The organism is Alloacidobacterium dinghuense (assembly GCF_014274465.1).
GTDB lineage: Bacteria > Acidobacteriota > Terriglobia > Terriglobales > Acidobacteriaceae > Alloacidobacterium > Alloacidobacterium dinghuense.
The window spans coordinates 5,935,086-5,950,481 of the sequence record NZ_CP060394.1 but is presented as its reverse complement, the minus strand read 5'-3'; the positions used below and the strand labels follow the sequence as shown (position 1 = coordinate 5,950,481).

The 15,396-nt window shown below is 55.6% G+C and carries 15 protein-coding genes; 6 read left to right on the top strand and 9 right to left on the bottom strand.

The features are described 5' to 3' along the window. Window positions 1-171: 171 nt before the first annotated feature. On the top strand, window positions 172-450 hold the full coding sequence (locus tag H7849_RS25080) for a YXWGXW repeat-containing protein (RefSeq protein ID WP_186743176.1): 279 nt from the start codon (window positions 172-174) through the stop codon (window positions 448-450). Here the strand turns inward: H7849_RS25080 and H7849_RS25075 are convergent. From H7849_RS25075 to cysK, 3 genes are all read right to left on the bottom strand, one after another. After that, complete coding sequence (locus H7849_RS25075; RefSeq protein WP_186743175.1) at window positions 447-1,145, bottom strand: adenine nucleotide alpha hydrolase; 699 nt, start codon at window positions 1,143-1,145, stop codon at window positions 447-449. The genes H7849_RS25080 and H7849_RS25075 overlap by 4 nt on opposite strands. Continuing rightward, window positions 1,142-2,296 carry a trans-sulfuration enzyme family protein gene (locus tag H7849_RS25070; protein ID WP_186743174.1) on the bottom strand — a complete coding sequence of 385 codons (1,155 nt, stop codon included), beginning with the start codon at window positions 2,294-2,296 and terminating at the stop codon, window positions 1,142-1,144. The genes H7849_RS25075 and H7849_RS25070 overlap by 4 nt, the downstream gene beginning before the upstream one ends. A gap of 74 nt (window positions 2,297-2,370) precedes the next feature. Further along, window positions 2,371-3,330, bottom strand: a complete 960-nt coding sequence (cysK, locus tag H7849_RS25065) for a cysteine synthase A (RefSeq protein ID WP_186743173.1) — start codon at window positions 3,328-3,330, stop codon at window positions 2,371-2,373. A 283-nt stretch (window positions 3,331-3,613) separates the two neighbouring features. Between cysK and H7849_RS25060 the strand changes: the two genes are divergently transcribed. Next, window positions 3,614-5,146 carry a GGDEF domain-containing protein gene (locus tag H7849_RS25060; protein WP_186743172.1) on the top strand — a complete coding sequence of 511 codons (1,533 nt, stop codon included), beginning with the start codon at window positions 3,614-3,616 and terminating at the stop codon, window positions 5,144-5,146. A gap of 259 nt (window positions 5,147-5,405) precedes the next feature. Then, a complete protein-coding gene (locus H7849_RS25055) occupies window positions 5,406-7,097 on the top strand; it encodes a diguanylate cyclase (protein ID WP_186743171.1) in 1,692 nt (563 codons plus the stop codon). 5 nt (window positions 7,098-7,102) lie between these two features. On the opposite strand, the gene H7849_RS25050 is transcribed toward H7849_RS25055, so the two are convergent. Next, window positions 7,103-8,254: an acyltransferase family protein gene (locus H7849_RS25050; protein WP_251106478.1), complete on the bottom strand. Its 1,152-nt coding sequence runs from the start codon at window positions 8,252-8,254 to the stop codon at window positions 7,103-7,105. 32 nt (window positions 8,255-8,286) lie between these two features. Further along, the gene (gene pyrH, locus H7849_RS25045; RefSeq protein ID WP_186743170.1) at window positions 8,287-8,991 is read right to left on the bottom strand and encodes a UMP kinase; all 705 of its coding nucleotides are present in this window, start codon (window positions 8,989-8,991) and stop codon (window positions 8,287-8,289) included. 97 nt (window positions 8,992-9,088) lie between these two features. Here pyrH and H7849_RS25040 point away from each other — a divergent pair, with 97 nt between their 5' ends. The 3 genes from H7849_RS25040 to H7849_RS25030 all read left to right on the top strand — a co-directional run bounded on the left by H7849_RS25040 (window position 9,089) and on the right by H7849_RS25030 (window position 12,751). After that, window positions 9,089-9,646 (top strand): hypothetical protein, encoded by a 558-nt coding sequence (locus tag H7849_RS25040; protein WP_186743169.1) that lies wholly within the window; start codon window positions 9,089-9,091, stop codon window positions 9,644-9,646. Next, the gene (locus H7849_RS25035; protein WP_186743168.1) at window positions 9,646-10,152 is read left to right on the top strand and encodes a hypothetical protein; all 507 of its coding nucleotides are present in this window, start codon (window positions 9,646-9,648) and stop codon (window positions 10,150-10,152) included. The genes H7849_RS25040 and H7849_RS25035 overlap by 1 nt, the downstream gene beginning before the upstream one ends. A 205-nt stretch (window positions 10,153-10,357) precedes the next feature. Next, entirely contained in the window at window positions 10,358-12,751 is a 2,394-nt protein-coding gene (locus H7849_RS25030; RefSeq protein ID WP_251106477.1) for a glycoside hydrolase family 31 protein, read from the top strand. Between the two features lie 101 nt (window positions 12,752-12,852). On the opposite strand, the gene H7849_RS25025 is transcribed toward H7849_RS25030, so the two are convergent. From H7849_RS25025 to rpsI, 4 genes are all read right to left on the bottom strand, one after another. Then, window positions 12,853-13,017 carry a hypothetical protein gene (locus H7849_RS25025; protein WP_186743166.1) on the bottom strand — a complete coding sequence of 55 codons (165 nt, stop codon included), beginning with the start codon at window positions 13,015-13,017 and terminating at the stop codon, window positions 12,853-12,855. 17 nt (window positions 13,018-13,034) lie between these two features. Then, window positions 13,035-13,694: a translation elongation factor Ts gene (locus H7849_RS25020; protein WP_186743165.1), complete on the bottom strand. Its 660-nt coding sequence runs from the start codon at window positions 13,692-13,694 to the stop codon at window positions 13,035-13,037. Window positions 13,695-13,911: 217 nt separating this feature from the next. Next, on the bottom strand, window positions 13,912-14,808 hold the full coding sequence (rpsB, locus tag H7849_RS25015) for a 30S ribosomal protein S2 (protein WP_186743164.1): 897 nt from the start codon (window positions 14,806-14,808) through the stop codon (window positions 13,912-13,914). A 162-nt stretch (window positions 14,809-14,970) separates the two neighbouring features. Continuing rightward, on the bottom strand, window positions 14,971-15,366 hold the full coding sequence (gene rpsI, locus H7849_RS25010; protein ID WP_186743163.1) for a 30S ribosomal protein S9: 396 nt from the start codon (window positions 15,364-15,366) through the stop codon (window positions 14,971-14,973). Window positions 15,367-15,396 lie beyond the last annotated feature (30 nt).

The following is a 15,396-nucleotide window of genomic DNA, read 5'->3' as shown; positions in this document are numbered from 1 at the left end:
AGCAGCGCGCTGCACAAATGCGCAGGAACGATGCAGTTACTTACTCGCCGCAATGCTGCGGCTGTGCAAAGTCCGCGCAACATTTATCCGCAACTGCTGTTCACACTGATGGAAAGAATGAGCGTTCAGGCTCGCAGACAAAAACGAAGCCGAAACGCTGAGAGGATGAACATGATGAAACGCGCACTTTACACTCTTGCCCTTGCCGTTGGTGCTTTATTTACCACTGCGGCTGCTCATGCGCAGGTTGGGGTTGCAGTCCGCGTCGGCCCTGCTGCGGTGTATGCAATACCTTGCCCGGGACCAGGTTACATTTGGACCCCTGGCTACTATGCTGGCGCGGTTTGGGTGCCGGGACGCTGGGCGTATCGCAGCTACTATCACCCCTATTACGGGCGGCCTTACTATCATGCGCACTACTATCATCCCTATTACTACGGTCGCCGCTAACGACCGCTGGCTCCGGATGCTCCCACGGCTTCCGGAGCCAGCTTCACATCCGCAAAAACAAATCCATCCCGTTCCACCACGTCCCCACTCTCAATTGCAATCGGCTTATGGAACATGGGACCAGCGTAAGCACAGGTATGAAACTCACCATTCTCCGCACACGGATCGATATCTGGCGAAAACTGTTCCAACAGAGATTCGTCGAGATCGCGCCCCGCGAATTCTCGCGGCAGCTTCTTCGGATCGACACAAACGATGCGTGCTCTCACTCCCGCATGAAGCATAGTTCGCACCAGCGCAACCGTATTCATACCCCATAACGGAAAAATCGGCGCGAGCCCAGTGCCTGCGAGGCGCTCTTCGCGATAGCGGCGCACGTCCTCAAGAAACAGATCGCCGAAAGCGATTGCCTCAATTCCTTCAACGACCGCGCGCCGGCAAGCATCACTCATCGCAGCTTCGTATTCTGCGTTGGAACAATGCCATGGCAGCGGAACGGTCCACAGCGCCACCCCCACTGCATCGGCCTGTGCTTCAAGAATCTCGCGGCGCGTCCCGTGCATGGCCACGCGATCGAAGGCAGCGTTTACCGTCGTCAGCAGCCCGGCAATTTCATATTCGCCTGCCTGCCGTAGTTGGTGGAGCGCCCATGCACTGTCTTTACCGCTGCTCCAGGAGACAAGGACCTTCCTCACAACGTCGCCAGTGCCTGATCGAGATCGGCAAGCAGATCGTCAACGTCTTCAATACCAACAGACAAGCGCACCAGACCATCGGTGATGCCGAGTCTCGCCCGCTCCTGCTCCCCAACCGCAGCATGCGTCATCGTGGCCGGATGCGAGATAAGCGTCTCTACCCCACCCAGCGATTCGCCTAATGTGCAAACGTGAACGCTCTTGAGCAGCGTGTTCGCTTTTTCGAGCGATCCGGTTTCAAACGAGATCATCGATCCGAAACCAGTCATCTGTTTCTTTGCGAGTGCGTGCTGCGGATGCTCCGGCAAGCCCGGATAGAAAACCTGCTTCACCTTCTTGTGCTGCGTGAGATAGGCCGCAACCTTGCGCCCGCTCTCATCGTGCTGCTCCATGCGAACGGCCAGCGTCTTAACACCACGCAATATCAGCCAGCACTCAAATGGCGAGAGAATGCCACCCGTGCATTTCTGCACAAAGGCAAATTGCTCCTTGTGCTTTGGAGTCGTTCCGACAAGCACGCCGCCAAGACCATCACTATGGCCATTAAGAAACTTGGTCGTCGAATGCATTACGATGTCGGCACCAAGTTCGATGGGCCGCTGGAAGTACGGCGACATAAACGTGTTGTCGACGCTCAACTCAATCTTGTGTGCATGGCAGATCTCCGCAACGGCGCGGATGTCCGTTATGGTCATGATCGGATTCGTTGGCGTCTCAATATGTACCAGCTTCGTCTCTGGCTTGATCGCTCGACGCACAGCTTCGACATCCGACGTATCGACATAGGTAAACTCGATCCCGTAGTTCACAACGATCTGGTTGAAGAGGCGCGCTGTCCCGCCGTAGACATTTTCACCACAAATGACATGATCGCCAGACTTCAGCATCGTAACCATCGCCATGATGGCTGCCATGCCGCTCGCAAAAACGTGCGCGCTTGAGCCGCCTTCGAGCGATGCGAGATTCGTCTCCAGCGCATCGCGCGTGGGATTCGAGACTCGCGCATACTCATATCCTTTGTGCCTGCCTATTTCTTCCTGTTGATAAGTAGAAGAGAGATAGATTGGCACATTGACCGCGCCTGTCAGCGGATCAGCCGCCTGTCCATCGTGAATAGCGCGGGTCGAGAATCCATGATTCGATTTCGTCATTCGTTTGTGCTCCTGCACACTTGTTTTCGCTGATTGTTAAGCCCGCAAAGGCTATCAGAGACAGGCAGGCTCTGCTACAGCCCACCTTCAAAAATCTTCTTCGAGAGGTAGCGTTCCGCCGAATCGGGAATCAGTGTCGCAACGCGCTTGCCCGGTCCCAGCTTTGCAGCAACATCGATTGCCGCGTGCACCATCGCGCCCGCGCTCGATCCGGCGAGCACGCCTTCTTCCAACGCGAGGCGATTGACCATCGTAAAAGCATCCACATCCGTAACGCGCACGATCTCGTCCGCAACTTCAGAATCGAATGTTCTGGGAATAAAAGACGCGCCGATGCCTTCCACCTTATGCGGTCCCGGCTCGCCACCCTGCAGCACAGAGCCTTCCGTCTCAATCGCAACAGTGAGAATGTTGCGATCCTTCTCTTTCAGAAACCGTGCAACGCCAGTAAAGGTACCGCCGGTGCCCACTCCCGCAATAAAGGCATCAACCCGGCCCTCCATCTGTTCCCACAACTCCCGCGCGGTTGTCTCGTAATGAAATCGCGGATTCGCCTGATTATCGAACTGCAGGGCGGGAAAGATATTCTCGCCGCTCTTCGCGAATTCAAGCGCACGCTGAATCGCTCCGCGCATACCCTCGGCTTCAGGCGTGCGCTCAACCGTCGCGCCAAAACCACGCATCAGAATGCATTTTTCCTCGGCAAAGCCTTCGGGAACAAAGAGCATGACCCTATATCCCCGATTCACGCCGACAAGCGCAAGCCCCACGCCGGTATTTCCCGCCGTAGCCTCGACAATTGTCGAACCCGGCTTCAAAATGCCGCGCGCTTCTGCATCAAGGATCATCCCAAGGGCGGCGCGATCCTTCACACTGCCGCCAGGATTGAGGAACTCAAGCTTGGCGTAGACATCAGCCATCTGGGGTGTTGTGAGACGACACAGGTGCAGCATGGGCGTCTGTCCCATGAGCTCAACAATGCTCTCGGCAACACGCAAAGAACGGGCAGGTTGGAGTGTAGTTGAATCCGTCATAACAAAACTTTTTAGTGTAGCAGGCAAAATACAACTTATACCTTAGAGACTCTCAACGAAACTCGTTCTTGCCTCATACCTTGTGCTGTACACTTCTCGCATCGGTGCGCCGCTCTTGGGTATGAAGCCCCTATCTGCGCTGAGTGCAAGAAGTCGTACTATACCTCTGCTCATGCTTGGCGCCCTCGGGGCATTACTGTTCACGTGCACAGCCGCAGCCATTTTTTACAGGAACACACTACGTCTGCTCGGGTCCCACGAACTGGAGAGACATTCGCGGGAAGTGCTGAGTTTACTGGAGTTGACGGCGCGACAGATGGAACGAGGCGACTACCTGAGCCGCCTATATCTGACCGCGAGGAATCAAGACGATCTGAATACAGTTCGGGCAACTGGAGTTTCACTGGACACGGACATGGAGCAGCTCCGGAATCTGGTGAGGGATCCCGGTCAGCGTAGCCGCGCGCAGAATGCCGATAGCTGCGTGCAGGAACTGAAGAAACAATTCTTTGCACAACTTCAACAGAGCACCGAGGCAGACAGAATGAGTATGACTCGAAAGGTACTGGAGTGTCGCGACATCATTAGCCAAATGCAGCTGCAGGAGGCCATTCTGCTGAAGCAGCGTATTTCCGAGGCGCAGCAGATTACCTACCAAAACCTGATCGCAGGGGTTGTCTTTCTGCTGGTGTCGCTCACCGTCGTCCTCATTCTCTTTGGTATTCTCCTGCGGGATGCTAGTAAGCGGATCGAGATGGAAAAGCAAATCTCAGATACCAATGACCGCCTCAAGGTCACGGTGAAAACCCTCGAAAGCCAAGCAACAGAAACTAATTTGCTGACTTCCCTGCGGGGAGAATTACAGCTATGCGCGACTCCGGCTGAAGGATATCGAACTGCCCAGCGTTACGTCGCACAGGTTTTACCCGCTGCGAAAATCACGCTGTTCACGGTCAATCACTCACGACAACTGCTCGATCTTGCCACTACGTCCGACCATCAGGCTCAGCTTATGGACGGGGTCCCGCTTGACGCCTGCTGCTCACTCCGCGGGGCTCGCGCACGTCACCGCAAGCCCGGCAATTCCGAGGTCGACTGCGCGCATTTTCTTGGAAACCCTCCTCAGGACTATCTCTGTCTGCCGATGGCAGCGCACGGACAAGCTTTGGGCATTTTCTATATTGAATGTCCCGAAAAGTGCGATTCGGATAAGCTTGATGCCCATTTGAATATCCTGCAACGGCTGGCGGAAATGAGTTCCATGTGGATTGCCGGTCTCAATCTGATCGAGCGCTTTGAAAGCGAGTCCATTCGTGACGGACTGACGAATCTTTTCAACCGTCGATTCATGGAAATCTCCCTCGACCGCGAACTGCGATTGGCCGCAAGGAGAAAGGGCGACCTTTCGCTGCTGATGCTCGACATCGACCACTTCAAGCGATTCAATGACACGTTTGGCCACGAAGCGGGCGACCAGATCCTGCGAAAAGTGGCTGAAATTCTGCGCGACGCCGTACGCACGGAAGACATTGTCTGCCGCTACGGAGGCGAGGAGTTTCTTGTCATTCTGCCCGGCATGGGAGCCGAGGCTTCATTCTGGCGCGCGGAAGACATTCGCCAGCGCGTGAGCAAGTTGCGCCTCGACTTTCCCGGAGAAGCAACGAAAGAAGTAACCATTTCCATCGGGGTGTCGACATTCCCGCAGGCCGGTCAGGCGGTCGAGGAACTAGTCCACTCGGCCGACCGCGCCCTGTATAACGCGAAGGAAAGCGGACGTAACCGCGTTCAGGCAGCCAGTTCTCCGATCACAGTCTGAGAAATCGATCTGCCAAAGTACTCCTAACTTCTCTTGCCGCCTAGTTTATAAGTGCAATCTGTCAGCAAAGGAGCTTAAGAAGGTGGAAACTCACCCTCAGTACGGGCTATTACTATAGAAAGAAAACCGTTTTATTGCTGTCAATTTAGCTTTTGATGCCAGCGACCCTTGCGGTACACTTGATCCACTCTCTACACTGGATAACTTTAGATCCTTGGCTCTGCATCCGGGATTTGATGCCGATATCTTCAATAATTGAGTGGATACACCAGTTCCATCTACGGTAAACACTAAGGACCACACAGTTCCTTTGTTGCTGCTCGCCGCGACAGGCGCTATCTTCTTTATCTGCGCTTCAGCCTTCTTCGTTTACAACACTACCCAGCACCTGGTAGCCTCACGCGATTGGCGGGACCATTCTCAGGAGGTGCTGAGCACTCTGCAGCTGACCTCGCAACGGCTCGACCGCATCGACCTTTCCAGCCGCCTCTACATTTTGGAGAAAAATGAAGAGGACATCTCTGTCGCTCAAGCCAATGCAATTGCGCTGGATGCCGGCCTCGTACACCTCGTTGAGCTGGTAAAGGATAATGCGGCGCAAGTGGCGCGAGCACGCGAACTCGACAACTGCGTCTTGGGCCTTAAACAGCAGATAAATGAAGCTCTGCCACAGGGCGTGAGTCCTCACAACAAGGTCTTCGAGTGCCGTGACGATGCCAGCAGAATGCAGGAATCGGAACGAACCCTCCTCAGTCAACGAACCGAAGAATCTCAGAAAAGCATCTATCGCAGCCTGCTCGCTGGCGCTGGCTTTCTGGTTGTCTCGCTCGCAGTAGTCATCGCCCTATTCGCCTTCCTCGTGCGTGACGCGAGACGTCGTCGAAGGCTGGACCAGCAGGTAATTAACGCAAATTCCCAACTCGAAGTCACAGTGCTGACCCTGCAAAAACGAGCTTCTGAATCGACCCTGCTGACCGCCGCCCGCGAGGAACTACAGCTTTGCACAAGACCGACGCAGGCGCATGAGGCAGTCGTTCGCTACACCAAGCAACTACTACCTTCCGTGCATGCTGCGCTCCTCATGATCAACAATTCGCGCCACATGGTGGAGATCGTTTCAGAGTCGCAGGGTGAAACAAAATTGCTGGATGGCTTTCCCGTCGACGCATGTTGCGGTCTCCGATCCGGCACACTCAGGTGGAGAAAGCCTGGACAATCCGAGGTTCATTGCGCTCACTTCGTCGGTGCTTCTCCAGAGAACTACTTGTGCATTCCATTGGCGGCGCATGGAGATACGCTTGGCGTCCTCTACATAGAGTGCCCGACAGTGCTGGTCGGGATTGATGTTAGAGCGAATCTAGACAATCTGGAAGAACTGGCGGAAATCGCGTCCATGTCTATCGCCGGATTGAATTTGCGCGCACGCCTGGAACATCAATCGATCCGCGACGGCCTCACCAATCTCTACAACCGTCATTTCATGGAAATCTCGCTCGATCGCGAAGTACGCCGCGCGGCAAGAAACCAGACCGACATCTCCATCCTGATGCTCGATGTTGACCACTTCAAGAAATTCAACGACACCTACGGGCACGAAGCCGGGGACTGCATCCTGCGCGAAGTTGCCGAAACCTTCCGCCAATCTGTCAGGGCCGAAGACATCATCTGCCGTTACGGCGGTGAGGAATTCGTCATCATCCTGCCGGAAACTTCGCAGGAATCCGCACTGGAGCGCGCTGAGAATATTCGACAGCGCGTAAGTGAACTCAGGGTCCGATTCCGCAGCGAGGCCTTGCGCGAAATCACCATTTCCGTCGGGGTAGCCACATATCCGCAGTCGGGTACCACGCTGGAAGAAATGTTGCGCGCAGCCGACCGCGCGCTTTATCTGGCAAAACATGGCGGTCGGAATCAGGTGGTGATTGCTGACACTCCGCTGGCCACCGTCTAAGCCTGTTAACGAACCAATCCGCGAATCCACTTCTGCGTCGGTTTCTCGATAAGCTTCATCGTCAGCAGCGCCCCCGCAACGAGCAGCCCATAGCTGATCCACGGATCGAACGCGATGAGATGCGTCGCCTCGAGCATATGCGACTTGTGAATCAGGTCCCACAGATTGAAGTGCAGAATATACAGGCAATAGCTCGCCTGTCCCACAGCAACGAAAGGCCAGAACCCAAAAAAGCGGGCAACAATGTTGTGTCCGGCAAGGCCGAGAATGGCAAGGCCAAAGAGCGGCATTAGCAAGCCATCGTGCATCAGGGCAAACGGCATGAGGTCGCCGTAATAAAGCACTGTATATATCGCCCCCACGCCGAGAATACCCAGCAACAGCCGCCAGCGATTAGCCCGAGAGATGCGCGCATCCACATCCGCCAGCACAATGCCAAACAGAAATGCAGGCACATGGGGCGGTGGCGAAAACTTGAGCGCGCGCATCCAGAAGCTGTCTGTATATCGCCCCGGATGCGGACCGTCAGGCTGCAGCAGCGTGTACAACGTTGGCAAGAACATACCTGCAACCCAGAGTAGAGCGAGCAGACCAATCAGACCACGCCACCGTTGCGGACGCTGCCAGCAGACCACCACCGGGAAAATCAAGTAGAAGAAGCCTTCGGTGCACATCGTCCACGCCGGCGTATTCCAGAAAGTCGCCAGCTTCGGAATCCATCCCTGCAAAAGCAGGGGCGTAAGAACCACGCCAAGCGCAAACTCGCCATGGGTTCGCACATGCCACTCGGCCATCAGCATGCCGAGCGAAACAATCAGGGCGAAGATGTATACGGGATAAAGCCGCGAGAAGCGAGCAATCCAGAAATGCTTGACTTTGAACTGACCACTCTGCGCGCGGTCGCTGTAGTTATACGCGAGAATGAAGCCCGACATCAGCAGGAAGAAGCTGACCGACGTATACCCGTTGTCAACGATAGGAGCGAACGGTCCAAACCACTTCGGATTCGAAAAGTGGTAAAAGACGATATTCAGAGCAGCGAAGGCGCGCAGGCCGGACAGCGCCGGTAATAACGATTTCTTTGCAGGTTTTATAACTTCTACTGCGGCGCCAGCCTCAGGGGAGGGATGCAGTATCTCTGCAGGCTGCTCCAGCACTGCAGCCGAGGAGGCGTATTGCGTCTCTAAACTCAGGCTGTCACCAGTGACCCGACCTTCTCCCCGCTGATTACGCGTCGGATATTTCCCGGCCGGTTCATGTTGAAGATAATCATGGGCAGATTGTTGTCTTTGCACAGGCTAACTGCGGTCGTATCCATTACTTTCAAGCCCAACCGCAGGATGTCCATATACGTAATCTGCTCAAATTTCACAGCATCGGTTTTGATGACCGGGTCAGCATCGTAGATGCCTTCCACTTTGGTCGCTTTCAATAAGACGTCCGCCTTGATCTCCATGGCTCGCAAAGATGCCGCCGTATCTGTGGAAAAGTACGGATTTCCGGTGCCAGCGGCAAAAATCACCACACGACCCTTTTCCAAGTGCCGAATCGCCCGTCGCCGGATGTAAGGCTCGCAAACCTGATGCATCTCAATCGCCGACATCACCCGCGCATGTACGCCGCATTTCTCCAGTGCGTCCTGAATAGCCAGCGCATTGATGACCGTAGCCAGCATGCCCATATGGTCAGCCGAGACGCGATCCATTTCCTTGGCCTGCTCGGCCACGCCGCGAAAGAAGTTCCCGCCGCCAACCACAATAGCGATATCCACTCCCAAGTCCCTGACCTCGGCAATTTCGCCAGCGATTTCGTGGACGCGGTCACCGTCAACGCCAAAGCCGCGTCCTGCGGCCAGCGCTTCTCCAGAAAGCTTCAAAACGACGCGATTGTACATTCTCTTTGAGTATCGCATGCGACTCGGTGGGGGTGAAATGGGAATCCAGTACAACAGGCGACCAAAGGGAGGCATCCCTTTTAACAGCGGAGGCAGCATGGATCCCAAGATAATCGTCGTCATAGCGGTGGCAGTGATCGCTCTGCTTATCGTTGTCTGGGCAGTAATGCGGAAACGTCAACGCACTGTGGTGCTGCGTAAGAATTTTGGCCCTGAATACGAGCGGGTCGTCAAAGAGCAAGGCGCCACTCGTGCGGAAACGGTTCTGCTGGAGCGGCAACAGCGAGTGGAGAAGTTCCATCTTCGCACGCTCGCTGTCGACGAGCGCGAGCGCTTCATCACCGAGTGGCGTATCGTCCAGTCGCGCTTCGTAGACGATCCGGCTATGGCAGTCACTGAAGCGGATGCTCTTGTCACAAGGCTGATGCAGTTTCGCGGCTACCCGATGACGGACTTCGAACAACGGTCAGCAGACATTTCGGTGCACTACCCGCTCGTAGTGAACAACTATCGCGCGGCTCACGAGGTCGCGCTGCGACACCAACGCGGCGAAGCCAGCACTGAAGATCTACGAAATTCAATGATTTATTACCGCACCTTATTCGATGAACTGCTTGAATCGAATGCCGTGCGCGCGAAACGAGAGGTGGCATAATGGCAGAACTAAGACGTCAGGAAGAAGAGCAGTATTTTGACCGGACGAAAATGGCAAACGATCGCGAAGGAGTCTTTCTAGAGAACGATAACGAGACTCAATCCCTGAACAAGCCGCGATTGATAAACGCTTCGCTGCCTGTCGAGAATGCGACAACGAGGTCTGATTTCGACACTCGCGATTTCGAATCGACTCCCGCAACCATGAACAGACAATCTTCACCGGCTGCAAATTCCGTCACGCCGCTATTTTCAACGGCGGACGTAGGAGATCTGCGCACACGCTGGGGCAGCGTTCAGGCAGGTTTCGTGGATGAACCGCGCTGGGCGGTGCGAGAAGCCGATAAGTTGGTCGCTACCGCAATGGACCGCCTCACGGCTGGTTTTTCTGAGGAGCGTTCCACATTGGAAAAACAATGGGACCGTGGAGAGGATGTCTCCACAGAAGAGCTGCGCCTTGCCTTGCAACGCTACCGCACGTTCTTTGACAGATTGCTCAATGTTTAAAGCTTCACCCACAGTGTCAAGGGGCGACCGTTCACCGGTCGCCCTTTCTTTTTGCGCCTGACGCACCTTGCCCTGAGTTCCCACAGCAATGGCTGCGTGGGCAAAATGCACGCCGTCGCTGCCTCGGTATGAAAACAAGACATTCCCAGCTAAACCGTTTTACACTCATCTGCGCAGAGCACTTCATTCTTTACCTGGATCCAGCGTGCAGAAACTGATCAAGAAGTTTTCTCTTACAGCCATTGTCAGCGCCGCAATCCTGATTTCATTTGCTTACGCGAACGCGCAGGCTGGCGAGCAGCGCCTCGTGATGGAACGCGGCGACTCCACCATCGTCTTTGAGCCATACGCTCCCAATGTCATCCGCGTTACGCTCAGCCTGCTCAAAGACCCTGCGCTCGCTGCTCCCGGATATGGCTTCGTCGCCTCGCCTTCAGCCACAGGCTGGAACCACGCTCAGGGCGGTATCGATGACGTTTATAGATCATCGCGCTTGGTTGTAACGCTGAAAGGTCATCGCACGGGCGGCACGCCTCCACCACAATCTGTCATGGATCCCGGCAAGTACTTCAGCGGCTCAACTCCCGGCGCGGATATCACATTCACAACTCCGGAAGGCAAGACGTTGGCAGAATTGAATGGCTGGTCCATGTCCGCACCGAATCACAAAGACGGCAATTCGCAAGTCCTATACGACCGTCGCACCACCGACCCCAACTTCTACCAGGTGGGTGCGGACTTCGCTTCGCCCGACGATGAGCACTACTATGGCCTGGGACAAAACCAGGAGGGTTATCTCGATCATCGGGGTCATGTCGTGCACTGCTGGCACGACTACAACGCTCCCGGCGGCCAGAGCGTATGTGTGCCTTTCATGGTTACAAATTACGGCTATGGTATCGTCTGGGATAATCCGTCGAAGACCACCATCGCCCCGCACTTCAACGAGCGCACCAGTTGGACCTCCGAAGCGGGTGCTCGCGTTTCCTTCTTCCTCATCGCTGGCAAAACGACAGACGAAATCTACGCAGGCTACCGCCTGTTAACCGGAGCGACGCCTCTCTTGCCTAAAGCTGATTACGGATACATCCAGTGCAAGCAGCGCTACCGCTCGCAGGATGAGGTAATGGCCGTTGCCAAAGGCTATCGCGAGCGCCATCTGCCTGCCGACGTCATCGTCGTCGACTGGCTCTACTACTCAAAGATGGGCCAGATGGATTTCGTCCCCAATCTCTGGCCTGATCCAAAAGCGATGAACGGCGAGCTGCACAAAATGGGTTTCCAGACGATGATCAGCGTGTGGCCGCGCTTTGAGCAAGGCTCGCGCTACTACGATTTCATCTTGAAAAAAGGCTGGTTCGAGCACCTCGCCGATGGCACGCCAACAAACGGCCTGCCTTTTGACAAAGCAGGCTCAGACATCGACACGACCAACCCCGACGCAGCCCACTGGTACTGGAACATGATCAAAGAAAACATCATCAGCAAAGGTTTCGATTCCATCTGGGCCGATGAAACCGAGCCCGATCTCCCTCCTAACGGCAGTTATCTGCAGATCGGCCCCGGCACACAATATTTCAACGTCTATCCCCTCTTTCACACCGCTGCGATTTACGATGGCTTCCGGCGCGACACGCCACATCGCGGCTTGGTCCTTTCGCGCGACGCATATCTCGGCGCACAAAGAAACGGCGCGATCTTCTGGTCGTCCGACATCACAGCCACATGGGACGCCTTCAGGCGCCAGGTCCCGACAGGCCTCGACTTCACAGCATCCGGTCTGACTTACTGGAGCAACGATACTGGCGGATGGCAGCCGCTGCCCGCCGTTCATCATCCCGAGCATCCCCCGCTGATCGATCCGTCTGACGTTCACGACAACGTCGGCGGCTACGACGACTACGTCGAGCTATACACGCGCTGGTTCGAATACGCGACCTTCCTGCCCATCATGCGCACACATGGAAGCCGCCGCTACAACGAGGTCTGGTCCTACGGCAAACAGGCAGAGCCGATACTCGAAAAATATCTCAAGCTCAGATACGAACTGCTGCCCTACATCTACTCCCTCGGCTACCAGACCTACCAAACCGGAGCCCCGTTCATGCGTGCGCTCTTCATGGATTTCCCGAATGACGCGAATGTGATCGACATTCGCGACGAATACATGCTCGGCCCGGCGTTCCTCGTGGCTCCGATGACGGAGCAAGGCGCAACCAGCCGCAGCATCTATCTACCTGCAGGCGCCGACTGGTACAACTACTGGACGAATGAGCGCATAAAGGGCGGCCAGACCATCACTGTCAATGCCCCAATCGACACCATTCCACTCTTCGTCCGTGCCGGCTCGATCATCCCCACCGGTTCCTACATCGAAAACACTTCGCAGCCCCAGCAGATTGCAAAAGTCCATGTCTATCCCGGAGCCGATGCTGATTTCGCCCTCTTTCAGGACGACGGCAACACCTACGCCTACGAAAAAGGAGACGCAAAGATCACGCACCTGCACTGGAACGACAGCTCACACCAACTTACCCACGAAGGAGCACAAGCCTGGAGCGGCTCGGATGCGACGGTAATCGACGTGATTGGCAGATAACCATTCGACTCTCTGAAAGAGAGCTGACACTTTTTATGGAGTTCGGTCACTTCTCTTTAACAAAGCATCGCCTCCGGACAAGCGTACACTTTAGAGCAATTTCAACCTCCAGCGATGGTTGCGCGGTGACGGAGGACGGAGGGTTCACCGCCATGATCGATATCGTTTACACCGATCTGGATCTGATTCTCTATTTCAAAGAGAAACAGAACCAGCCGAGTTCCCGACCATGAAAAAAGGCCCGGCATACCACCGGGCCTTCGCATTTCACAAAACAATTCTCTTACGACTGCGCTTCTTCCGTAACAGCCTTGGTCTGAGCAACCGTCCAGTTCGGATCGCCAACCTTAAAGCGGGCAAAGCGGCGGACGGTGATGTTCTCACCCAGCTTGCCAACCTTCTGTGCTATCAGGTCCTTGATCGAAACCGTCTGCTCCTTGATGAATGGCTGTTCAAGCAGGCAGACTTCCTCGTAGAACTTGCTCATCTTTCCTTCGACGATCTTTTCGATCACCGGAGCGGGCTTGCCCGTCGCCGCCGCCTGTGCGCGGAAAATGTCCTTCTCGCGATCGAGATCCTCAGCCGTTACATCCTCAGAGCGAATGTAGCGGGGATCGGTCGCGGCAATGTGCATGGCGATGTCCTTGAGCAGCTCCTGAAAGTCCGCAGTGCGGGCAACGAAGTCGCTCTCGCAGTTCACTTCGACCAGCACGCCGATCTTGCCGCCTGCGTGGATGTAGGTGCCCACTGCGCCCTCATTCGTGGTACGCGAAGCCTTTTTCTGCGCCGAGGCCATCCCGCGCTTGCGCAGAATGACGAAAGCCTCTTCCATGTCACCTTTCGACTCTTGCAGCGCTTTCAGGCAATCGCCCATCGGGGCGCCGGACTTCTCGCGCAGCTCCTTCACCAGCTTTGCATCAATCTTCTCGCTCACAGTCGACATTCCTTTTCCAAATCCCTTCTACTCAATCTTTTCATTGGCGGCTGGATTTCCGCAAAACGCGCACCAAAAACATCAGTGTTACAACCTGTCTTTACAGTGCGATGAACGAAAACCGCGGGAACACAACAAAAGCGTGGCTCGATAAGAACTGCAGCCACGCTTTCGCGAAGAATACGTCGCAGTCCGCATCGAAACCGGCGCAGGCTGCTTTTATCTCTTAGAAGCTGCTTTCGGCTGCCTCAGCGTCGTCCAGCGCGCTCACGGTTGCAGGCGACTTGCGAATGCCTCCACCCAGCGCTGCTTCCAGATCAACCTCGTCTTCCGGAGATTCCAGAGCACCAGCCTGAATGCCTTCGAGCGTGCCCGCTTCGACATCGCCAGCCACACCGTCAGCACTCACGCCAGCCACTTCGGCGAGCGTCTTATCGCCGGCCATTTGCACGCCCTCTACTGCCGAATCGGCAATCTTTGAAGCGAAGAGGCGGATCGCGCGGAGCGCGTCATCGTTGCCCGGAATCACGTAGTCAACCACCGTTGGGTCGCAGTTCGTGTCAACAACAGCGACGACAGGAATACCCAGCTTACGGGCTTCCTTCACAGCAATTGCTTCGTTGTTCGAGTCGATCACGAAGAGCGCATCAGGAAGACGCTTCATGTTCTTGATGCCAGCCAAATTGGCTTGAAGGTGCTTGCGTTCGCGCTCGAGGCGAATGACTTCTTTCTTGGTCAGCAGATCATAGCGGCCGTCGGTGGCCATCTCATCCAGTTCCTGAAGGCGCTTCACCGACTTCTGCACCGTCACCCAGTTGGTCAGCAACCCGCCCAGCCAGCGGTTGTTAATGTAGAACATCCCGGCTCGGTTCGCCTCTTCGGCGATCGCGTCCTGTGCCTGGCGCTTGGTGCCGACAAAAAGAATTACTTTGCCCTGCGAGGTGATGTCGGTCACGAATTTGCTCGCGTCCTTGAACATCTTCAGGGTCTTCTGCAGGTCGATGATGTAAATGCCGTTGCGCTCGCCGAAGATGTATTCCTTCATGCGAGGATCCCAGCGCTTCGTCTGATGCCCGAAGTGGACTCCCGCTTCGAGCAGCTCCTTCATGGTGATGGTTGCCAAACAGCCTCCTTCGTGGACTGCATCCCGGCAATGGTTAGGTCGCCGGAATTGATTCCCCTATTTGGGAAGATTTAACTACCTAAACTCTACGCAGCTGCTAAGTCCGGGTGCCCCATCTTGTCGCGCAATTTGCGGACAGGGTGGGGTTTTCCCAAAACCAAATTAGCGCTTGCTGAACTGGAACCGCTTACGAGCGCCCTTCTGACCGTACTTCTTGCGCTCCTTGGCGCGTGCGTCACGGGTCAGCAGGCCTTCGCCCTTCAGCGTCTTGCGCAGTTCCGCATTGAACTCGAGCAGGGCGCGGGCAATGCCCATCTTGATCGCGTCAGCCTGCGCATTTACGCCGCCACCGGCAACCCGCGTAATCACGTCAAAGGTTGCCGTGGTCTCCGTCAGAGCCAGCGGGCGCTTCGCCGCCACGCGCTGCTGCTCGGTGACAAAGTAAGCGTCAAACGCCTTGTCGTTGACCTTGAACTCGCCGCTGCCGGGGCGCAGAAAGACGCGGGCAATCGCCGACTTGCGGCGTCCCGTTCCGTAATACTGAACCAAATCTGCCATTCGCTTGTCCTGAACTCTCTATACGTTGTC